This window comes from Rhodococcus sp. 5G237, from assembly GCF_053764735.1.
Genome location: NZ_JBSNCD010000005.1, coordinates 234,689 through 254,994, shown reverse-complemented (window position 1 = coordinate 254,994; position 20,306 = coordinate 234,689). Strand labels below are relative to the sequence as shown.

Here is a 20,306-nt window from a genome sequence, read left to right as displayed (position 1 = left end):
CGTGCACGGCCGCTGCCGCGGTCGCGCCCCGGCCGCCGGGCACAGATACTGGCCGTATGACGGACACTGTGCCTGCCTCTGCGACCGAACCCCTCCGCGAGGACATCCGCCTGCTCGGTGGCATCCTCGGCAACGTCATCCGTGAGCAGGCGGGACCCGAGACCTTCGACCTGGTCGAATCGGCCCGGGTGGAGAGTTTCCGGATCCGGCGCTCCGAGATCGACCGCACCGAACTCGCCGAACGCTTCGCCGACGTCGCCACCGACGACCTGATTCCCGTCGCCCGGGCGTTCAGCCATTTCGGTCTGCTCGCCAATCTCGCCGAGGATCTGCACCGCGAACGACGTCGAGCCCTGCACGTGCGCGCAGGCGACCGACCGCAGGACAGCAGCCTCGCCGCCACCTATGCCAAACTCGACGCCGCCGGCCCGGGCCTCGACGCCGACACCGTGACCGACGCGCTCGCATCGGCTCTCGTCGCCCCCGTCATCACCGCTCATCCCACCGAGACCCGCCGACGCACCGTCTTCGACGTCCAGACCGCCGTCACCGAGCTCATGCGGCGCCGGGAGAGGACCGACGAATCCGCCGCGATCGAGGAAATCGACCGCGCCCTGTACCGGCACATCCTGACCCTCTGGGACACCGCGCTCATCCGGCTCGCGCGCCTGAGGATCATCGACGAGGTCGACAACGGTCTGCGCTACTACGACCTCGCACTGTTCGACGTCGTTCCTGCCCTCAACGCCGAAGTGCGACGCGAACTCCGGCGACGCTGGCCGGACGCGGCGGTGCTGACCGAACCTCTGGTCCGTCCCGGAACGTGGATCGGCGGCGACCGCGACGGCAACCCCAACGTCGACGGCGAGGTCGTCACCACCGCCGCGAATCGCGCCTGTGAGACCGCGCTGCGACACCACCTCACCGAACTGGCCGCGCTCGAACGCGAACTGTCCATGTCCGAACGCACCGCGACCATCAGCAGCGCCCTGAGGAAGCTCGCCGACGACTCGGGCGACGACAATCCCGCCCACAGCGACGAGCCGTACCGACGCGCCGTGCACGGTATCCGCGCTCGCCTCACCGCGACCGCGGACAGGCTGCTGCCCGGCGTGGATCTGCCCCACACGGTGCGTATCCCGTGCGAGCCCTATGCCACTCCGGCCCGCCTGCACACCGACCTGAACATCGTCGACGCCTCGCTGCGTGCCGGTGGCGCGGCCGTGATCGCCGACGATCGACTCGCGCACCTGCGCAGCGCCGTCGAGGTCTTCGGCTTCCACCTCGCGCCGCTCGACCTGCGTCAGAATTCCGAGGTCCACGAGAACGTCGTCGCCGAACTGCTCTCCTGGGCGGGGGTGACCGACCGCTACCGCGACCTGCCGGAGGACGACAAGGTCGCGCTGCTCACCGCGGAGTTGCGGATCCGCCGTCCGCTCACCGCTCCCGACGCCCACCTGTCGGACGAGACGGCCAAGGAACTCGGCATCCTGCGCGCCGCCGCCGACGTGGTCCGTCGCATCGGACCGGCCGCCATCGAGCATTACATCATCAGCATGTGCACCTCGGTGTCCGACCTGCTCGAGGTCGAGGTCCTGCTCAAGGAGGTCGGGCTGCTCGACCTCGACCGCGGTTATCCGCGCAGCACGGTGCAGGTCATCCCGTTGTTCGAGACGATCGACGACCTGCGCGGTGGTGCCGCCACGTTGACCGCCGCCCTCGCCGTGCCCGAGTTCCGCAGCCTCGTCGACGGACACGACGGACTGCAGGAGATCATGCTGGGCTACTCCGATTCCAACAAGGACGGCGGCTATCTCACCGCCAACTGGGCGCTCTACCGCGCGGAACTCGACCTCGTCGACGCTGCGCGCACCGCCGGGATCCGGCTGCGCCTGTTCCACGGTCGCGGCGGCACCGTCGGACGTGGTGGCGGACCGAGCTACGACGCCATCCTCGCCCAGCCGCCCGGCGCGGTCCAGGGCTCGTTGCGTCTGACCGAGCAAGGCGAGGTCATCGCCGCGAAGTACCGCGAACCGGTGCTCGCCCGCCGCAACCTCGAGGCGCTCGTCTCGGCGACCCTCGAGTCGAGCCTGCTCGATGTCGAAGGCCTCGGGAAGGACGCACCGGAGGCCTACCGGATCCTCGACGAACTCGCCGACCTCGCTCGCGCCGCCTACAGCCGACTCGTGCACGAGACACCGGGTTTCGTCGAGTACTTCACCACCGCGACGCCGGTCTCGGAGATCGGTGCCCTCAACATCGGCAGTCGTCCCGCATCCCGCAAGCAGACGAAGGCGATCAGCGACCTGCGGGCCATCCCGTGGGTGCTCTCGTGGACCCAGAGTCGCGTGATGCTCCCCGGCTGGTACGGCACGGGAACGGCTGTGCAGGACTGGGTCGCCGGTGATCCGGACCGGTTGGCGACCCTGCAGGATCTCTACCGTCGCTGGCCGTTCTTCCGTTCGGTGCTGTCGAACATGGCGCAGGTGCTCGCCAAGTCCGATCTCGGCCTGGCCGCCCGGTACTCCGAACTCGTCGAGGACACCGAACTGCGCGAGCGGGTGTTCGGCAGCATCGTCGACGAGCACGCCCGCACGGTCGACGCCTACCGGCAGATCACGGGATACGACTCGCTCGTCGCGGACAATCCGGCGCTCGAGCGGTCGCTGCACAACCGCTTCCCGTATCTCGAACCGCTCAACCACCTCCAGGTCGAGTTGCTGCGCCGGTTCCGTGCCGGTGAGGACACCGACCGGGTCCGGCGCGGTATCCAGATCACGATGAACGGTCTCGCCACGGCATTGCGCAACAGCGGCTAGAAAATTTTCTCGTCGGGTTGTCGATACGGCAGGTGCCCGTTCGTCGTGATGGTGTAGGACGAACACCACACAGACGGGAGCGACCGCCATGAAGTACATGCTGCTGATCTACGCATCCACGACCGACGAGCCCACCTGCACCATCGAGGACTGGCAGGACTACGAGAAGGCGATGCGCGATGCGGGTGTCCTCGTGTCCGGGCACGCCCTGCAGGATCTCGTCACCGCGACGACCGTGCAGGTCGGCGCGGACGGACGACGCACGGTGACCGACGGGCCGTTCGGCGAGAGCCGTGAGGTTCTCGGCGGATACGACGTCATCGACGTCGGCAGCCTCGACGAGGCACTCGACTGGGCGGCGCGTTGCCCCGGATCGCGGGACGGCGGCACGGTCGTCGTGCGACCGATCGCCGACTTCGGAGACTGAGCGATGGGGGAGCCGGCCGCGACCGTCGAGTCGGTGTTCCGCGAGGAACACGGCCGGCTCCTCGCCGCGCTCGTCCATCGATTCGGCGACCTCGACCTTGCCGAGGAGGTCGCATCGGACGCGCTCGAGGCGGCGCTCGTGCACTGGCCGGTCGACGGTGTGCCCGAGCGTCCGGGCGCCTGGCTGCTCACCACGGCCAGGCGCCGAGCGCTGGACCGGGTGCGCCGCGACCGCGTGTACGCGACGCGACTGGCGGAGCTCGCCGTCGACACCGAACGTCGCGCGTCGTACGAACCGCCCGAGGCCGGGGAACTGCCGGACGACCGCCTCGAACTGTTCTTCACGTGCGCCCACCCCGCCCTCGCGGCGGACGACCGCGTAGCGCTGATCCTGCGCTGCCTCGGCGGCCTCACGACGAACGAGGTCGCGCGGGCCTTCCTCGTCCCGTCGCCGACGATGGCCCAGCGGATCGTGCGGGCCAAGAAGAAGATCCGCGGTGCCCGCATCCCGTTCCGGGTGCCCGGACCGGACGAACTGCCGGAGCGCCTGCCGGTGGTGCTCGCGGCGCTGTACTCGATCTTCACCGAGGGCTACGCCGCGAGCAGCGGCGAGCATCTGCAACGCCCCGACCTCGCGGAGGAGGCAATCCGCCTCACGCGCATCCTGCACCGTCTGATGCCGGCGGAACGGGAGGTGAGCGGGTTGCTCGCGCTGATGCTGCTCGTCCACGCCCGCCGAGACGCGCGCACCGATCCATCCGGCGCCGTGATGCTGCTCGACGCGCAGGACCGCGCCCGATGGGACCGCGCGATGATCGAGGAGGGCAGCACACTGGTGGTCGCCGCGCTCACCGGAGGACCACCCGGCCCGTACGGGGTACAGGCCGCGATAGCCGCGTTGCACGACGAGGCAAGCGACGTCGACAGCACCGACTGGCCGCAGATCGTCGCCCTCTACGACGTACTGACCGCCCTGAGCCCGTCACCGATCGTCGCACTGAACCGCGCCGTGGCGGTGGCAATGCGCGACGGGTCTGCGGCCGGACTCGAACTCCTCGACGGACTCGCCGAGGAGCCGAGTCTGCGCGACTACGGGCCGTACGTGGTGGCGCGAGCCGAGTTGCTGGGCCGGGTCGGCCGGAAAGGCGAAGCGGCCGAAGCGTATCGGCGGGCGCTCGAGCTCGCCGGTACCGAACCCGAGCGGCGCCACCTCAGGGCGAGGTCGGCGGAGTTGTCGCGTTCGCGGGAGTTGTGACCGATCCCGGTGCGCCGAGACCTCCGATCGGGGCGGAGCGGCGCGGTCCGGCGGTTCGTATAGCCGGGTACCTCGAGGTCGTAGCGCTTCGGCGTGTACCACTCCGGATCGACCCAATGCGGATTCCGTAGCCGGGTCGCCAGACCGTCCTCCCGGAGCTTGACGCTCTCGTGGATCTTCAGTCCTTCGGGAGATCGTGCCCCGAGAATCTCACGAGTTCCTCGCCCGATGAGCCACCAGATGCGGCTCATCCGGGTCGGCGTCGCCGTCGCGCTCGTCTGTTCCGGTCTCGGAAGCTGCCGCAGGCTCACCGTTCGGCGCAGGAGCACGCCGTGGTCGAGGGCGCCCTCGAGGACCCAGCGGAGCGAGATGTCCGCGAGTCGGCAGTCCTCGAATCCACCGCCGACGTCGGAGTGGACGCCCGTGAACCAGACCTCCTCGATCCGGTCGTTGGCGACCTCGTCCACCTTGTACGGCCTGCGGTACTCGTCGATGGAGATCGCGTGCCGGCCGGCTTCCACGTTCGGCAACTCCGCCGTCTTCTCGAAGTGGTGGTCCTTCTCGAAGATCCCGGGTGCGCTGACGCTGTCCCAGATCCCGAGGTAGTGCACGGGGACGGAGAACGTCCCGTTCGACGCGCGGCACACGGTCGTCGCGAACTGTTCGGCGCACGCGAAGTCGTCGGAGCCCCAGGACCTGCGACGGGCATACGCGGCGATCGCGTACTGCACGAGATTCTCGGACGACGATCGTGGAAGTCCGACGAGATGCAACATCGCCGCGAAGGCACGTGCTGTGTGGGCACCCCGGCTGAACCCGAAGAGATAGATCCGATCGCCGGGTTCCCACTGCTTCATCAGGAACGTGTAGGCCTCTGCGAGGTTCGTCGTGATACCGACACCGAACGCGAGGCCGAGCGTGCGGGAGATCCTCTGTCCCACACGCGTCGAGGCCCCGGCGGAGGAGAAGGTACCGACGCCGGGGTCGTAGTAGGTGACCTGTTCGCCTGTCGTGTTCTCGAGCGCACGGAACAGGCGGACGACGTTGGTGTTCCCCTTCGCCCGAATTTCGTTTCCCGTGCCGTCGAAGCACAGGACGATGTTCTTCGACCCCTTCCTTCTGACGACCTTCTGCGCGATCTCTGTCGGTGGTGTGTTCGTTCCGGGCTGCGGCATAGTGGTGCTCCCTGAATGCGACCGGCTGGTGGATTCGACGCTAGGAGGCGACTCGGGAGGTCTCACGGGTAGTGCGCTACTCGAATCCGGCGGTGCTCGTCGGGCGGATCACTGCAGCGAAAGGCGCCGGTCAGCGGTATTCGTCGACCAGGTCGAGGTAGTCGTCCCACGACGGCGGGCGGGTGCCGGCCAGTGCTGCGTCGAGACGGTCGAGGTAGTACTGCCACCCCGGCCCGATCTCTCCGGCCTCCGAGCGCGGGACGTGCCGGTGTGTGAACTCGAGGGTGGTGACCTTCCCGACTTGGCGCAGCACCACCTCGAGCTGCCACCCGTCCACGTCGACGGCGAATCCCTCCGGGGGAGAACACCGGAGGACGTCGACGTAGGTGGTGGCCGAGTCGTGGTCGTCCGTCATGGTCAGGCGCACACGGCCCGTGGCGGGGTCGCCGGTGTACGTGCCGTACCAACGACCCAGCTTCTCCGAGTCGGTGAGTGCCGCCCAGACCTCACCGATCGGGAGCAGGAAGTTGCGGTGGTAGATCAGCCGCACCAGCGACGAGTCGCTCGGGCAATCACGCTCCGGGCTCACTTCGCCTGTGATCGTCCTCGGCGTGCTCATCACGGCTCCTCTCGATGGGCGCTCGCCTTATCGGAATTGTCCTGCATCCGGCTGCCTCCGCGGTCCGTTTCACCGCGATGGTTCCTCCGCTGTGGCGAAGGAGGTGCGCAGCCGTTGGTTCGGCAGCAGCGCGACTGCGACGAGTCCGACGACGGACAGCACCGACAGCAGGAGGAAGACCCGGCCGGTGCCGCGGTCGCGGCTTCAGCCTGCGTCGCAGTGCGACCAGTGCCACGGCGGCCGGTGCCGCGGGAACGAGGAAGCAGGCCCGCCAGCCGAGGGCGTATCGACGAGGGCTCCGCCGAGGAGCGGACCGCCGGCCATCGACACCGCCATGACCACGGCGCCGTACCCGGAATAACGACCCTGTTCCCGCGGCGGGATGAGCGCGCCGAGCACCGCGACGGTGACGGCCACGACGCCGCCGAGGCCGATCCCTTGCACCACGCGGCCGGCGAGGAGAACGGACAGGGCCGGAGCGCAGGCCGAGATTACCGATCCCGCTGTCAGCGTCAACAGCGCCGCCTGAACGAGAAGGCGTGTGTCGTAGCGGTCGGATATCGATCCCCAGACCGGGGTGGTGGTCGCATTGGCCAGGAGAGCGACCGTGATGATCCAGGTCATGCCTACGGACCCGCCACCGAGTTCTGCCGTGACGGCGGGCAGTGCCGGGATTGCAACGGTGCCGGAGAGTAAGGCCGCGAACAGCGCGGCGAGCAGGGGAAGCAGCACCGCGAGAATGTCGCGATGTGTGGGAGGTGGATCGACGGAGGTCGGTGACGAGAGCTGCGGAACCGCAGCATGGTGCGAGGACATGACGGGGTCCTTGGAAGAAGTCGGCGCTCGACGGAGTCGAGGGCAGGGCCGGAACGGAATGCAACACGAAGTGAGGGCACGCCGGGATCGGACCGCCGGAAGGCGGGATCACCGATGCGATACTCGTCGCTCCGTGTTCTGCATTCGCATGACTTCTCCTCGGACGGGTGGACGCTTCCGTGTCCACCGTATCGATATCCCAGTGTGCGCCATCGACAAGCATCGGCACGAGTAGTGCGCTACTCGAATCCGTTCACAGGATCGTCTCGATTCGGTACGGCGGGGTGAACCGTCGGTACAGGAAAGGGATCCGCGAATTCGGACGGCGGCAGTCGTGAAGGTCGTTGTCCGGCACTTCGGTCCTCACGGATGCCGGTTCACCTTTCCGGTCGAGCCGGATGTACCGGCCCGAGACCAGGGTCCGGTCCCGCCAGGTGCGTATGTAGGTGATCCACTCGTCGTCACACAGGGCGGTGACGAGAAGTTCCAGACGGTTTTCGGCGTCTGCGGGCGACTCGTTACGACGGGCGACCGCCTCGACCAACGCCTTACGGTGGGCGCATCTCTGCCGGGCCGCCAGGAGGTCGGTCGCGCTACGAATGCCCAGTGCGCGCAGGTCGGACTGCACTCTCGCGCCCTCGGGATCCGTCTCGGTGGTCGAATCCACGATGTGGAGTCGCAGGATCGCCTGATCGACCCAGTCGACGAGGCGGCCGACCGGAATCCGTGTCTCGAGCAGCAGATCGACGAGATCGTGATGCGCAAGGGCTTCGACGTTGGGCACACCCTCGTCGATCAGTCGTGCCCGGTCGTAGAGGTCTAATCCCTCGATGTCGGTGAGCGGTAGTTGCTCTTCGAGCATGCGGCGTTTCTTGGTGAGGGCGAAGCGCCGCAGGGTGTCGCGCAGCAGCACCATCGCGGTTTCGGGAAGCACGCCGATCACGAACGCCAACGGGAGCACGGTGGCGTCGTAGACCCGCGACTCCGGTGATTCGACGACGGCCTGGAGCAAGCAGGCAAGGATGACGACGGTGATCACTCGCACGGTGATCGCACTGTATGCCTTGGGCCGTAAGTCGTTCCGTGAATACCGGCGCAGGCAGGTGTTGAGGGAGAAGAAGTACGCGCCCAGGAATGCGAACGCGAGCGGATCGGCAAGCGCAGTGAAGAGACTCGTATCGGGCGTGCCGGACGACGCGGGGGAGTACAGCGCCATGGTCCAGCCCAACGCGATGGTGACGGTGGAAACGAGGATGGGCCACAGTCGCTGAGTGGCGTTCACCGTAGTGGTCCGTTCGTCTGCGGCGTAGAAGACCTCGTCCATTTGTCCGCCGTACTTGGCCTGCACGTCTGCCAACGTGTGGACGTTCGGGTCCAGGCGGAAGATCTGCCATTCGAAGCGGTCGCGGAGCGTACTCAGACGTTGACGGTCGAACAGGAAGAACAACAGGCCCGGCAACATGGTTGCCACGGCGACAAATGCGACTGCGACGACGGGCGCCGCCGCGATGCTCACCAGTCCGGTAGCGAATGCCGAGACAGGCACCGCCACGCTGATCACGAGCATGCACCACAACGTGACCGTGTGGAGTTGACGGCGGGAACGAGCCTTGGTGCCGTCGAGGGGTGTATCCGTTGTGGCGTGCAAGGGGACGACATATCCGTGGCGGATCAGGCCTTCCCAGGGCCACTGTCGCTCCGGGTCGGTTGGGACGCGGCGTTCGAGCGGTGCGAACACGAGCGTCCGACCGTCCGCGTGGGTGATGTGCAAGCGGGAAGGCGTCGCATTGCGCAGCTCCGCAGGTGCTGTGTCCGGGGCCGGCGCGGGGGCGCCGCCGTGGCTATCGTTGCCGGGACGGGTAGCGAGAGCATCGTCCAGGCTTCGGAGTGTCTTCAGGACAGACGCGAACCGGTTGCTCTTCCTCTTCTGCAACATGATTCTCACCCCGTTGCATCGTTCGGCCGTGTTCGAATCCTGCGCGCCTCGGGTGCGCCCGGCACGGGTAGCGAGCTACCCGTTTCCGGCGATCGCTCCGCCGGTCCGTGCGACCGAGGGGCGATTCGGACGAAATACCGCAACCGTTCCGTGACATCTCGTACGCTGCACCACGGAAACGACGAGGGGGCGACGTGGACGACCCGCAGCAGGGGTACTGGAACAGGCGGCGTTTTCTCGCCGGGATGGCCGCGACGATGGCAGCGTTGGTCGGCACCGCAGGCGTGTTCGCGCGGGAGGTGAACGCGAGTCCGCTGAGCGAGACGCCTCCCGTGCGCGACACGATCAACGGGGTGCTCGCGTTCGTCGTACCCGGCAACGATCCGTACTCGCACCAGCAGGGCGTGTGGACCGACCGGCCCGGCGGCGTCACCGTCGGCACGGCGGAATCGCTCGAGCGAACCCTGGACCAGGCGTCGCCGATGCCGCTGCTCGGACCCGAGGCGGGCAACCTGCCCGGCGCTGCGGCGATCGCGGTGCTGCTCAACACCTTCGGTGTCACCGCCGACCCGCGTTCGGTGAGCGGACCGTTCGCGGCGCCGTTCGCGAACCTGAGTCATGCCGCGAAGGCGCAAGTCTTCGAATGGCTCGACACCGACCCGCGTTTCGAAGGTCTGGTACTGAAATTCGTGGTCAACGCGATTCCCACCCTGGCGGCCTTCGCGGCGTTCTCGGAGGTCTCCGCGTACGACCGCGCTCGGCGTGAGGTCACCGGGCGCCCGGTCGGCTGGGAGTTGAGCCGCTATGCCGGGCCGAGTGACGGGTGGGACGAGTTCCTGGGCTACTACGGCGGAATCGACGAGGTGGAGAAATAGATGACCGACGTCATCGTCATCGGGGCGGGCGGCGGCGGGCCCGTCGTGGCCAAGGAACTCGCGGCTCGCGGTCTCGACGTGCTCGTTCTCGAGGCAGGACCCCGTTTCGCCGACCCGGAGAACGAATGGACCCACTTCGAGGACGACATCAACAATCCGATCACCGGGCTGTTCCGCCACGGGCCCGGAGACCGCTCGGGCACGCCGTGGCTGCGTGATCTGCCCCAGAACTCGTTCGTGTGGCAGGTATCCGGTGTCGGTGGTACCACGCTGCACTTCTTCGGCAACTCGCCGCGGGCGGCACCCGGCGCGTTCTCCGGATACGACGGCGCCGACCGCGACATGTACGACACGGCGCACCTGTTCCCCTTCGGATACGACGAGCTGCGTCCCTACTACGAGTGGGTGGAGGCCACGCTGCCCGTGCAGACCGCACCGATGGGCGCCAAGGAACAGGTGTTCCTGCGGGGTGCAGCGGCCATGGGGCTGCCGCATCAGACCTCGCTCGACACGACCGGGGCAGCTCACCGCGCCCAGCAGAACGCGATCCTCCAGCCCGGTGGCACCGCCGGCCGCACCCGCGACCGCGCGCGTCTGCACCATCCCGAAGCGCGGGGTTGCACGATGTGCGGGCACTGTTATCAGGGCTGTTTCCTGCCGCTGGGGGCGCCGCGAAATCTCAAGGCCAAACGGTCCACCGACAACTCGTACGTCCCGATGATGCTCACCGCAGACGCGTGGTCACCCCAGGGGCGTGCCGTCACCCTGATCGCCGATGCGGTGGTCTCCGAGATCCTCGTCGAAGAAGTGAACGGGGAGACCGTGGCACGCGGCGTGCGGTTCACGACAGCGGGGGAGGAGCACGAGGCGACCGCGCCGGTGGTGGTGCTGGCGGCCGGGTGCATCGAAAGCCCGAGATTGTGGCTGAACTCGACGCTGCCCGATCCGAACGGATGGGTCGGCCGCGGCCTCACCGACCACCACATGGACGCGGTCTTCGGCGTCTTCGACGAGTACACCGGGCAGACGCGCGGACCGGGATCCAACGCGCGCGTCGATCTGCCCGGCTACGGCGGGATCGAGCAGGTCGGCCTGCCCCCGGCGTTGATCGCGTACGCGCTGAACTTCAGCGACTCCGGCATCCACGGGTACGGACGTGCCGGAGGTGTCGTCGATTCCGCGGGGGCCGACAGTGTGGGTCGGCTCGTCGGACGCGACCTGCTCGACACGATGGCCGACACCGACCGCGTCCTCGCGGCGCTCGTCATCTCGGACGACGACGTCGAACCGGACAACCGCGTGACGCTCTCGCCGATCCTGTATCCGGACGAAGGAGGTCTGGCGCCGCGCGTGACCGTGCAGCATCGTAGGCGCTCGGCTCGTACCCGCCGCAATCGTGACTACGCGACCCGCAAGGCCGTCGAGTTGATGAGGGCGGCGGGCGCGAAGAGGGTGCATCGCTGCGACTGGCCACCGCTGATCCTGCACTCGCAGTCGAGCATGAGGATGGGGGTGAGCGACCGGGATTCGGTGCTCGACGCCGATGCGGAGGCCCGGTGGGTGAAAAGGCTCTTCGTCGCCGACAACTCGGCGCTCGCCAACAGTCTCGGAGGCCCGAACCCGACGTTGACGACACAGGCGATCGCCACCCGCACGGCGGAGAAGATCTTCGCGAAGTACTTCGGTGGCGATCCCTGGGTGGCACGGGAGAACCCCGTGTCGTCGATCGACGACCGCGTCACCGCTGCTGTGATCGAACGGGGTATCTGACGGCTCGATCCCGGATCGGAACGGTCGATTTCGTCCCGAGTGGAACCGTCGGGCGTCCTGGCGCGTCGAACGAGACAGAGGGCCGTGACGACAGCGGTCCACGACGGGAGGAGCTCACCGGCATGGACCCACGAACGGTGCGATGTGTCCCGGGTCGATCACCACTGCGCGCGTTGCGTTCGACGGCAGGGCCGCGTTCGATGAATCGGATGCGGTGCGTGCGAACCGGTCTCGACGACCATGGCGTCGACGAATCCTCCGGAAATCCACGGGCGGAGACGGACGAGGCCGACGATCCCGACTTCGACGGCGCCGGCGCGTGACGGCCGGATCGCCGGTCACGGCGTCAGGATGCCACCGTCACGTCGGCGAGGACCGTACGTCAGAACTCCTCGAGGACTGCGACGTCGTCGGGATCGACGAGACGGTTGTGCGCTACGGCGATACGGCACTTTCCGGGACCCGACTCGCCGATGGTGACCTCGACGCGGGTGCCGTCGCCGAGGGCGCACCGCCAATATCGCCACTTCGTTGTCGACGAGACCGACGGTTCGCCGACCACGATGCGACCGGCGAAGTCACCGCGGTCGCGCACGGCGGTCTGCCAGCCGGCGAGCGCCTCGTCGAGAGTGCCGGTGACGGTGCGGCCCACACCCGCCGAGAACGTGCCGTCGGCCTGCTGGCCCGGCACGCGGCGGCCGATGTGCTGTTCGTAACCGACGGTGATCGACTGGGCCCACCAGCCCGCGTTCTCGATGCCGAGGTCCTCGAGATCGCGCTGGATGTGGGGAACGATCTCGGCGTGGCGCAGTTCGGCGGCGCCGAGATCGGTGAGCCGCGCGATCCAGCTGTCCCAACTGCGGCCGGTGGCGCGTTCGACGGCACCGGTATTCGTCGGGCGGATCCCGCGGCTCTGTTCGGTCATGAGGCCGGGAGTTGCGCTGCGGCAGCCGGATCGAGGAACCACACCGTGCGTTCGGTGCCGCGGGCACCGGCGGAGGGGAAATCCTCCGGTGCGGCGCCGCCCACAGCCGCTGCGACGGCCTCCGCCTTGGCATCACCGGTGACCAGCAACCAGACCTGCCGCGCCCGCTGCACGGCAGGCAGCGTCAGCGTCACCCGCGCCGGCGGCGGTTTCGGGGAGTCGTCGACACCCACCACGAAACGCTCGGACTCGCGCACCGCGTCGGTGTGGGGAAACAGCGAATTGATGTGTCCCTCACCGCCCATGCCGAGCAGGTGCACGTCGAAGACCGGTGCGGTGCCGTCGGGGGAGTGCGCCGCGAGGAGTTCGGTGTACCGCTGGGCCGAGTCCTGCGGTGTGCTGCACCCGTCCTCGCCGAGCGCCGGCATGGTGTGGATGCGGGCCGGGTCGATCGGCACGTGGTCGAGCAGAGCCTCACGGGCCTGCACCTCGTTGCGATCCGGATCGCCGGGCGGCAGGAAACGCTCGTCGCCGAAGTAGACGTTCACCGCCGACCAATCGATGGCGCCCTGGTCGCGCCGCACGTTCTCGAGCATCGCGATACCGGTACCGCCGCCGGTGAGCACGACGTGGGCCTGCACCCGCTCGCGCTGCGCGGCGACGACGGCATCGACGAAGGCGGACGCCGCGGCGCGGGCGACCTCGTCGGCGTCGGCGAAACGCCGGATCTCGGACGGAGTGCGGACCGTGTCAGACATAATCCACCTTCGGCAGGGCCGACAACGCGGCTTCGTAGACTTCGTCGGGGTCGAGGCGACGCAGTTCCTCGGCGAGACATTCGGCCGAGTTCCGGCGTGCCAGGCTGATCAGCGAATCGGGCTTGTGGGTGCGTTCGAGGGTCGCCACGCGACCTTCCTGCGGGCGTTCCAGGGCGATCGTCTGCGACGCCGTGCGCAGTTCCACCCTCAGCTCGCCGACGGATCGTTCGACGGGGCAGTCGAGGCGGCTCGCGAGCCAGCCCGCGATCAGATCGACGGCCGGTTCGGTCCGCAGCCCCGACACGCGTGCCGAGAGCACCGGCTCGTAGGGCGGCTGATCGAGTGCCGAGACCAGCAGGGCCCGCCAGTAGGTGATGCGAGCCCAGGCCAGATCCGTGTCGCCCGGCCGGTAACCGGACAGGCGGGTCGCGAGATCGGCACGCGGGTCGTCGGAGTTGGTCACGTCGGTGATGCGGCGAACGGCGAGGCGTCCCACCGGGTCCTCGGCCGGGACCGCGGGGGCCTGGTTGGGCCACCACGCAACGACGGGGGTGTCCGGCAGCAGGAAGGGCACCACGACCGATTCCTGATGTTCACCGAGTTCGCCGTGCAGGGCGAGGATCAAGGCTTCGGAGGCGCCCGCTTCACCGGCGACCCGGATCTCCGCGTCGAGCCGTGATGGGCCGTCCTGCCGGCCGCGACCGACGACGATGACGCGGCAGGGATGTTCCTTCGACGCCTCGGTGGCGGCCGTGATCGCGGCGTCGAGGCCCCGCGCATCGCCGGCGCACACGATGAACGTGAGAACACGTCCCTGCGTGACCATTCCGCTCGACCGTCGCAGCTCCACCAGCTTGCGGCTGATGGCGTTGGCGGAGGTGTTGCGCAACTGGATCCTCACGGACGCCTCCATTCCCGACCGGTACGCCGCAGCATCTCGTCGGCCGAATGCGGACCCCAGGTGCCGGACTCGTAGGGCTCCGGTCGCCCGTTCGCCGCCCAGTGCTCGAGCACCGGATCGAGGATCTTCCAGGACAATTCGACTTCCTCGTCCACCGGGAACAGCGACGGGACGCCGAGGAGCACGTCGAGGATCAGCCGCTCGTAGGCTTCGGGGGAGGAGACCGTGAACGCTTGGCCGTAACTGAAGTCCATGTTCACGTCCCGGACCTCCATCTCGGAGCCGGGAACCTTCGAGCCGAAGCGCATCGTGATGCCCTCGTCGGGCTGCACGCGGATCACCAGCGCGTTCTGACCGAGCTCCTCGGTCATGGTCTTGTCGAACGGCAGGTGCGGGGCCCGCTTGAAGACCACCGCGATCTCGGTGACGCGGCGGCCGAGACGCTTGCCGGTGCGCAGGTAGAAAGGCACACCCGCCCAGCGGCGGGTGTCGACCTCGAGGGTGATGGCCGCGTACGTCTCGGTGGTCGAATCCGCTGCGAAACCCTTCTCCTCGAGCAGGCCGACGACCTTCTCGCCGCCCTGCCACCCGGAGGCGTACTGGCCGCGCGCGGTGGTCTCGTCGAACGGCTCGGCCGGCCGGGTCGCGGACAGCACCTTGATCTTCTCTGCGTGCAGCTCCGACGCCGCGAAGCTCACCGGCTCCTCCATCGCGGTGAAGGCGAGCAGCTGCAGGAGGTGGTTCTGGATCACGTCGCGCGCCGCGCCGATACCGTCGTAGTAGCCGGCGCGACCACCGAGGCCGATGTCCTCGGCCATCGTAATCTGCACGTGGTCGACGTAGTGCGCGTTCCACACCGGCTCGAACATCTGGTTCGCGAACCGCAACGCGAGGATGTTCTGGACCGTCTCCTTGCCGAGATAGTGATCGATGCGGAAGACGGATTCCTCGGAGAACACCTCACCGACAACCGAATTGAGCTCGCGCGCACTCTCGAGGTCGTGCCCGAACGGCTTCTCGATCACGACGCGGCTCCACGAGCCGTTGCGTTGCGCGGCCAGACCCGAACGCGACAGCTGCCCGCACACCACGGGGAAGGCGTCCGGAGGGACCGACAGGTAGAACGCGTGGTTGCCACCCGTACCGCGCTCGCGGTCGAGCTTCTCGAGGGTCGTCGCGAGTTCCGCGAACGCCGCATCGTCGTCGAAGGTGCCCTGCACGAAGCGGATCCCCTCCGCGAGGCGCTGCCAGACCTCCTCACGGAAGGGGGTACGCGAATGCTCGCGTACCGCGTCGTGGACCACCTGACCGAAGTCCTCGTCGGCCCAGTCCCTCCGGGCGAAACCGACGAGCGCGAATCCGGGTGGCAGGAGGCCGCGGTTGGCGAGATCGTAGACGGCAGGCATCAACTTGCGCCGGGCCAGATCGCCGGTCACACCGAAGATCACCAGCGCACACGGGCCGGCGATACGGGGCAATCTGCGATCTCTGTTGTCCCGGAGCGGATTCACCCACTCCGCCGCACCGGATTCGGGCACGTTCAGCCCTCCGCGCCCGGCGCGTGAGCCGCGAGCTGTTCCGCCGTCGCCGCGAGCAGGTCCTTCCACGACACGACGAACTTCTCCACACCCTCGTCCTCGAGCTTGCGGAAGACGTCGGGAAGATCCACACCGACCGATGCCAGCGCGTCGAAGACCTGCTGGGAGGAGGCGATGTTGCGGGTGACGGTGTCGCCCGTGACCTCACCGTGGTCGGCGACGGCCTCGAGGGTCTTCTCCGGCATCGTGTTCACGGTGTTCGGCGCGACCAGCTCGGTGACGTAGAGGGTGTCGGGGTAGTCGGGGTTCTTCACACCCGTCGACGCCCACAGCGCACGCTGGGGAACGGCACCCGCCTCGGTGAGCTGCTCGAACCGCGTCCCGCCCTCGAACGCGCGCTGGTAGGCGCCGTACGCGAGCCGCGCGTTGGCGAGACCGGCCTTGCCGCGCAGCGCCAGCGCCTGATCGGTGCCGATCTCCTCGAGGCGCGGGTCGATCTCGGTGTCGACACGCGAGACGAAGAACGACGCGACCGAGCGGATCTTCGACAGGTCGTGACCGGAGGCCTTCGCCGCGGTCAGGCCGTCGAGGTAGGCCTCGATGACCCGCTCGTAGCGCTCGACCGAGAAGATCAGCGTGACGTTGACGCTGACACCCTCGCCGATCACCCGGGCGATGGCCGGCAGACCCGCCACCGTCGCCGGGATCTTGATGAACAGGTTCGGGCGGTCGACGATGCGCCACAGCTCGAGGGCCTGCTGGACGGTGTCGTCCGTCTTGTGCGCCAGACGCGGGTCGACCTCGATCGACACCCGTCCGTCGAGGCCGTCCGTGGCCTCGAACACCGGCGCGAGGACGTCGCAGGCCGCGCGCACGTCGTCGGTGGTGACGGTGCGGATCGCCTCGGTGGCGTCGGCACCGGCGGCAGCGAGGTCGCGGATCTGCGCGTCGTAGGCATGGCCCTTCGACAGGGCGGCCTGGAAGATCGACGGGTTGGTCGTCACACCCACGACACTGCGGGTCGCGACGAGCTCGGCGAGCTTGCCGGAGTCGATGAGGTCGCGGGACAGGTCGTCCAGCCACACCGAGACACCCTGGGCGGACAGTTCGGCCAGCGCAGCGTTCTGCGTGGAGGTCTGCTGGGTCATCGGATCATCCCTTCACTCGGGTCAGCGAGCGACGCGCGGCGTCGACGACGGCCTCGGCAGTGATGCCGAACTCGCGGTACAGGGTCTTGTAGTCGGCGGAGGCGCCGTAGTGCTCGAGCGAGACCGGCTCACCGGCGTCGCCGATGAGGCGGTACCACGGCATCGCGAGACCGGCCTCGACGGACACGCGGGCGCGCACCGACGGGGGCAGCACCTCGTCGCGGTAGGCCTGGTCCTGCTCGAGGAACCGGTCGAGCACCGGCACGGAGACGACGCGGGTGGCCACACCGTCGGCCTCGAGGGTCTCGCGGGCGGCGACGGCGAGCTGGACCTCGGAACCGGTCGCGAGGATCACGACCTCCGGGGTGCCCGACGAGGCCTCGGCCAGGATGTAGGCGCCGCGGGCGACACCCTCGGCGGCCTTCTCCCGCGTGCCCTCGAGCACCGGCACGTTCTGACGGGTCAGCGCCAGGGCGGTCGGGCCGGTGCGGTTCTCCAGCGCGGCCTTCCACGCGAACGACGTCTCGTTGGCGTCGGCCGGGCGGATCACGGCGAGATTCGGGATCGCGCGCAGCGCCGCGAGGTGCTCGATCGGCTGGTGCGTCGGGCCGTCCTCACCGAGACCGATCGAGTCGTGCGTCCACACGTAGATCGCCGGGGTCTGCATGAGGGCCGCGAGACGCACCGCGGGCCGCATGTAGTCGGAGAAGACGAGGAAGGTTCCGCCGTAGGGGCGGGTCGGGCCGTGCAGGGCGATGCCGTTGAGGATCGATCCCATCGCATGCTCGCGGACACCGAAGTGCAGGGTGCGTCCGTAGGGCTGCGCGTTCCAGTCCTTCGTGGAGATCGACTCGGGACCGAAGGAGTCGGAACCGGGGATCGTCGTGTTGTTGCTGCCGGCGAGGTCGGCGGAACCGCCCCACAGCTCGGGCAGCACCGGTCCGAGCGCGGCGAGGGCCTTGCCGGACGCCGAGCGGGTCGCGGGACCGCTCTCGGTGGGCTCGTAGGTCGGCAGTGCGTCGACCCAGCCCTCCGGGAACTCACCGGCGTGCAGGCGGTCGAACAGTTCCTTGCGCTGCGGCTCGCGGGAGGCCCACGCGTCGAAGTCGGCCTGCCATGCGGCACGCGCCTCGGTGCCGCGCGTCACGACCTGCCGGGCGTGCTCGATCACGGCGGGGTCGACATCGAAGTTCTTCTCGGGGTCGAAACCGAGGATCTTCTTGATCTCGGCGACCTCGTCGGCGCCGAGCGCGGCACCGTGCGCGTCGCCGCTGTTCATCTTCGTCGGCGCCGGGTAGCCGATGATCGTGCGGACGGAGATGAAGGACGGTCGGTCGGTGACGGCCTTCGCGGCCTCGACGGCCTCGAGCAGCGCGGTGACGTTCTCGCCGCCCTCGACGGTCTGCACGTGCCAGCCGTAGGCCTCGTAGCGCTTGGAGACGTCCTCACCGAGAGCGATCGCGGTGTCGTGCTCGATGGAGATCTTGTTGTCGTCGTAGAAGACGATCAGGTTGCCGAGCTGCTGGACACCGGCGAGCGAGGACGCCTCGGAGGTCACGCCCTCCTCGATGTCGCCGTCGGAGGCGATCACGTAGACGTAGTGGTCGAACGGGCTCGAGCCGGCGGGCGCCTCGGGATCGAACAGACCGCGCTCGCGGCGGGCGGCCATCGCCATACCCACGGCGGAGGCCAGACCCTGACCGAGCGGGCCGGTGGTCATCTCGACGCCGGCGGTGTGGCCGTACTCGGGGTGGCCCGGGGTGAGCGAACCCCACGTGCGCAGCGCTTCGAGGTCGGCGAGCTCGAGTCCGTAGCCGGACAGGTACAGCTGGGTGTACAGTGTCAGGCTCGAATGTCCGCACGAGAGCACGAAGCGGTCGCGGCCGACCCACTCGGGGTCGGTCGGATCGTGGCGCATCACACGCTGGAAGAGGGTGTATGCGAGCGGAGCGAGGCTCATCGCGGTACCGGGATGCCCGTTTCCGACCTTCTGCACGGCGTCGGCGGCGAGCACGCGCGCGGTGTCGACGGCCTTGGTGTCCAGGTCGGTCCAGTCGGCAGGATGCGCAGGCTGGGTGAGGGTGCGGATCTCGTCTGTGATCGACACGAGCTTGAAGTCTCCTGACATGGGTGTACGGGGTCCCGGCGGGTGGAAGTCGGCCCGCGCGCTACTTCAGACTAGTGCGCTGCTCCGAACGGGTCGATTCGGTCCGGGCAACGGTCCGGTCTACCATCGTTCGTAGTAGAGGAGCGTCCGGAACCGGGCGACCGTGAACGGGCGAAACGAAGGTGCGGATCCGCGTGGGACAAGGAGACAGTGTGCGGGCAGGGCGACGGCCGGGAGGACACGGCTTCGGCGCCCCCGAAGCGCCGAGCGCCCCGCGCCCCGACACCGCGTGGGGCCGGATCTCCGGCACCGTCCTCGCCTACATCGCGTTGACCAAGCCGCGGGTGATCGAACTCCTGCTGGTCGCGACCATTCCCGCGATGCTGTTCGCCGACCGCGGCAACGTCGACATCGTGCTCATCCTGAGCACCCTGTTCGGCGGCTGGATGGGGGCGGCGAGCGCCAACTCGCTCAACTGCGTCGTCGACGCCGACATCGACAAGGTGATGAAACGCACGGCGTTGCGTCCTCTTGCCCGGCAGACGGTGCCGACGCGTAACGCCTTCGTCTTCGGCATGGTGCTCGGGATCGCGTCGTTCGCGTGGCTGTGGTGGCGGGCGAATCTGCTGGCCGGACTGTTGGTCGTGGCGACGATCGCGTTCTACGTGCTCGTGTACACGATGGTGCTCAAACGCCGAACCTGGCAGAACGTGGTCTGGGGCGGGGCTGCCGGATGTATGCCCGTGATGGTCGGCTGGGCCGCCGTGACGGGTTCGCTGAGCTGGGAACCCATCGTGTTGTTCCTGGTCATCTTCTTCTGGACGCCGCCGCACACCTGGGCGCTCGCGATGCGTTACAAGGAGGACTACAAGGCCGCCGGCGTGCCGATGTTGCCGGTCATCGCCACCGAGCAGCACGTCACCAAGCAGATCGTGTTCTACACGTGGGCGACCGTGATCGCGACGCTGGTGATCGTCCCGGCCGCCGGTGTGATCTACGCGGCTGTTGCGCTGCTCGCGGGTGCCTGGTTCCTGATCGTCGCGCACCAGCTGTTCAACAGCGTGCGCGGTGGGGCGTCGGTCAAGCCGCTCAAGCTGTTCCTGCAGTCCAACAACTACCTCGCGGTGGTGTGCCTGGGCCTGGCGATCGACTCCGTGCTCGCACTGCCGACGATCGGCTCGTACTTCTGATCCACGCTTCACGACGAACGCCCCGGCCGATCGGCCGGGGCGTTCGTC

At 68.4% G+C, this 20,306-nt stretch carries 15 protein-coding genes and 1 pseudogene; 6 read left to right on the top strand and 10 right to left on the bottom strand.

Features of this window, described 5'->3' with window-relative positions:
* The first annotated feature begins 56 nt into the window (after window positions 1-56).
* The 3 genes from ppc to ACWPOC_RS13465 all read left to right on the top strand — a co-directional run bounded on the left by ppc (window position 57) and on the right by ACWPOC_RS13465 (window position 4,500).
* The gene (ppc, locus tag ACWPOC_RS13475) at window positions 57-2,819 is read left to right on the top strand and encodes a phosphoenolpyruvate carboxylase (protein WP_120282442.1); all 2,763 of its coding nucleotides are present in this window, start codon (window positions 57-59) and stop codon (window positions 2,817-2,819) included.
* 88 nt (window positions 2,820-2,907) lie between these two features.
* Window positions 2,908-3,246 carry a YciI family protein gene (locus ACWPOC_RS13470; RefSeq protein ID WP_120282443.1) on the top strand — a complete coding sequence of 113 codons (339 nt, stop codon included), beginning with the start codon at window positions 2,908-2,910 and terminating at the stop codon, window positions 3,244-3,246.
* A 3-nt stretch (window positions 3,247-3,249) separates the two neighbouring features.
* Window positions 3,250-4,500 (top strand): RNA polymerase sigma factor, encoded by a 1,251-nt coding sequence (locus ACWPOC_RS13465; RefSeq protein ID WP_120282444.1) that lies wholly within the window; start codon window positions 3,250-3,252, stop codon window positions 4,498-4,500.
* 359 nt (window positions 4,501-4,859) lie between these two features.
* Here ACWPOC_RS13465 and ACWPOC_RS13460 read toward each other — a convergent pair.
* From ACWPOC_RS13460 to ACWPOC_RS13445, 4 genes and pseudogenes are all read right to left on the bottom strand, one after another.
* Window positions 4,860-5,675 (bottom strand): annotated as a pseudogene (locus ACWPOC_RS13460) (DUF2235 domain-containing protein); the annotation flags it as partial.
* 130 nt (window positions 5,676-5,805) lie between these two features.
* Window positions 5,806-6,294: an SRPBCC domain-containing protein gene (locus ACWPOC_RS13455; protein WP_120282446.1), complete on the bottom strand. Its 489-nt coding sequence runs from the start codon at window positions 6,292-6,294 to the stop codon at window positions 5,806-5,808.
* Between the two features lie 204 nt (window positions 6,295-6,498).
* Window positions 6,499-7,110, bottom strand: coding sequence for an MFS transporter (locus tag ACWPOC_RS13450; protein WP_455408826.1), 612 nt, complete (start codon window positions 7,108-7,110; stop codon window positions 6,499-6,501).
* A gap of 253 nt (window positions 7,111-7,363) precedes the next feature.
* A complete protein-coding gene (locus tag ACWPOC_RS13445) occupies window positions 7,364-8,677 on the bottom strand; it encodes a hypothetical protein (protein WP_147414411.1) in 1,314 nt (437 codons plus the stop codon).
* Between the two features lie 563 nt (window positions 8,678-9,240).
* Here ACWPOC_RS13445 and ACWPOC_RS13440 point away from each other — a divergent pair.
* Together ACWPOC_RS13440 and ACWPOC_RS13435 are read left to right on the top strand one after the other, a co-directional pair.
* Window positions 9,241-9,921, top strand: a complete 681-nt coding sequence (locus tag ACWPOC_RS13440) for a hypothetical protein (protein ID WP_455408825.1) — start codon at window positions 9,241-9,243, stop codon at window positions 9,919-9,921.
* Window positions 9,922-11,691, top strand: coding sequence for a GMC family oxidoreductase N-terminal domain-containing protein (locus tag ACWPOC_RS13435; protein WP_455408824.1), 1,770 nt, complete (start codon window positions 9,922-9,924; stop codon window positions 11,689-11,691). It begins immediately after the preceding gene.
* Between the two features lie 382 nt (window positions 11,692-12,073).
* Here ACWPOC_RS13435 and ACWPOC_RS13430 read toward each other — a convergent pair whose 3' ends face one another.
* From ACWPOC_RS13430 to tkt, 6 genes are read right to left on the bottom strand one after another with little or no spacing between them, the layout of a single operon-like run.
* Complete coding sequence (locus ACWPOC_RS13430; protein ID WP_455408823.1) at window positions 12,074-12,616, bottom strand: hypothetical protein; 543 nt, start codon at window positions 12,614-12,616, stop codon at window positions 12,074-12,076.
* Window positions 12,613-13,374 carry a 6-phosphogluconolactonase gene (gene pgl / locus ACWPOC_RS13425; RefSeq protein ID WP_455408822.1) on the bottom strand — a complete coding sequence of 254 codons (762 nt, stop codon included), beginning with the start codon at window positions 13,372-13,374 and terminating at the stop codon, window positions 12,613-12,615. Before pgl ends, ACWPOC_RS13430 begins: the two co-directional genes overlap by 4 nt.
* Window positions 13,367-14,287: a glucose-6-phosphate dehydrogenase assembly protein OpcA gene (gene opcA / locus ACWPOC_RS13420; protein ID WP_085468124.1), complete on the bottom strand. Its 921-nt coding sequence runs from the start codon at window positions 14,285-14,287 to the stop codon at window positions 13,367-13,369. Before opcA ends, pgl begins: the two co-directional genes overlap by 8 nt.
* Window positions 14,272-15,813 (bottom strand): glucose-6-phosphate dehydrogenase, encoded by a 1,542-nt coding sequence (gene zwf, locus ACWPOC_RS13415; protein WP_183070694.1) that lies wholly within the window; start codon window positions 15,811-15,813, stop codon window positions 14,272-14,274. The genes opcA and zwf overlap by 16 nt, the downstream gene beginning before the upstream one ends.
* Before the next feature lie 2 nt (window positions 15,814-15,815).
* Window positions 15,816-16,961, bottom strand: a complete 1,146-nt coding sequence (gene tal / locus ACWPOC_RS13410) for a transaldolase (RefSeq protein ID WP_088898519.1) — start codon at window positions 16,959-16,961, stop codon at window positions 15,816-15,818.
* A 4-nt stretch (window positions 16,962-16,965) separates the two neighbouring features.
* Window positions 16,966-19,068, bottom strand: coding sequence for a transketolase (gene tkt, locus ACWPOC_RS13405; RefSeq protein ID WP_120284229.1), 2,103 nt, complete (start codon window positions 19,066-19,068; stop codon window positions 16,966-16,968).
* 212 nt (window positions 19,069-19,280) lie between these two features.
* Between tkt and ACWPOC_RS13400 the strand changes: the two genes are divergently transcribed.
* Window positions 19,281-20,258, top strand: a complete 978-nt coding sequence (locus ACWPOC_RS13400) for a heme o synthase (protein WP_120282452.1) — start codon at window positions 19,281-19,283, stop codon at window positions 20,256-20,258.
* Window positions 20,259-20,306 lie beyond the last annotated feature (48 nt).

Excerpts from the sequence above, each read along its gene's own strand:
- ppc (WP_120282442.1), top strand. The coding sequence starts at position 57 with ATGACGGACACTGTGCCTGCCTCTGCGACCGAACCCCTCCGCGAGGAC.
- ACWPOC_RS13470 (WP_120282443.1), top strand. The coding sequence starts at position 2,908 with ATGAAGTACATGCTGCTGATCTACGCATCCACGACCGACGAGCCCACC.
- ACWPOC_RS13465 (WP_120282444.1), top strand. The coding sequence starts at position 3,250 with ATGGGGGAGCCGGCCGCGACCGTCGAGTCGGTGTTCCGCGAGGAACAC.
- ACWPOC_RS13455 (WP_120282446.1), bottom strand. The coding sequence starts at position 6,294 with ATGAGCACGCCGAGGACGATCACAGGCGAAGTGAGCCCGGAGCGTGAT.
- ACWPOC_RS13450 (WP_455408826.1), bottom strand. The coding sequence starts at position 7,110 with ATGTCCTCGCACCATGCTGCGGTTCCGCAGCTCTCGTCACCGACCTCC.
- ACWPOC_RS13445 (WP_147414411.1), bottom strand. The coding sequence starts at position 8,677 with ATGCTCGTGATCAGCGTGGCGGTGCCTGTCTCGGCATTCGCTACCGGA.
- ACWPOC_RS13435 (WP_455408824.1), top strand. The coding sequence starts at position 9,922 with ATGACCGACGTCATCGTCATCGGGGCGGGCGGCGGCGGGCCCGTCGTG.
- ACWPOC_RS13430 (WP_455408823.1), bottom strand. The coding sequence starts at position 12,616 with ATGACCGAACAGAGCCGCGGGATCCGCCCGACGAATACCGGTGCCGTC.
- pgl (WP_455408822.1), bottom strand. The coding sequence starts at position 13,374 with ATGTCTGACACGGTCCGCACTCCGTCCGAGATCCGGCGTTTCGCCGAC.
- opcA (WP_085468124.1), bottom strand. The coding sequence starts at position 14,287 with ATGGAGGCGTCCGTGAGGATCCAGTTGCGCAACACCTCCGCCAACGCC.
- tal (WP_088898519.1), bottom strand. The coding sequence starts at position 16,961 with ATGACCCAGCAGACCTCCACGCAGAACGCTGCGCTGGCCGAACTGTCC.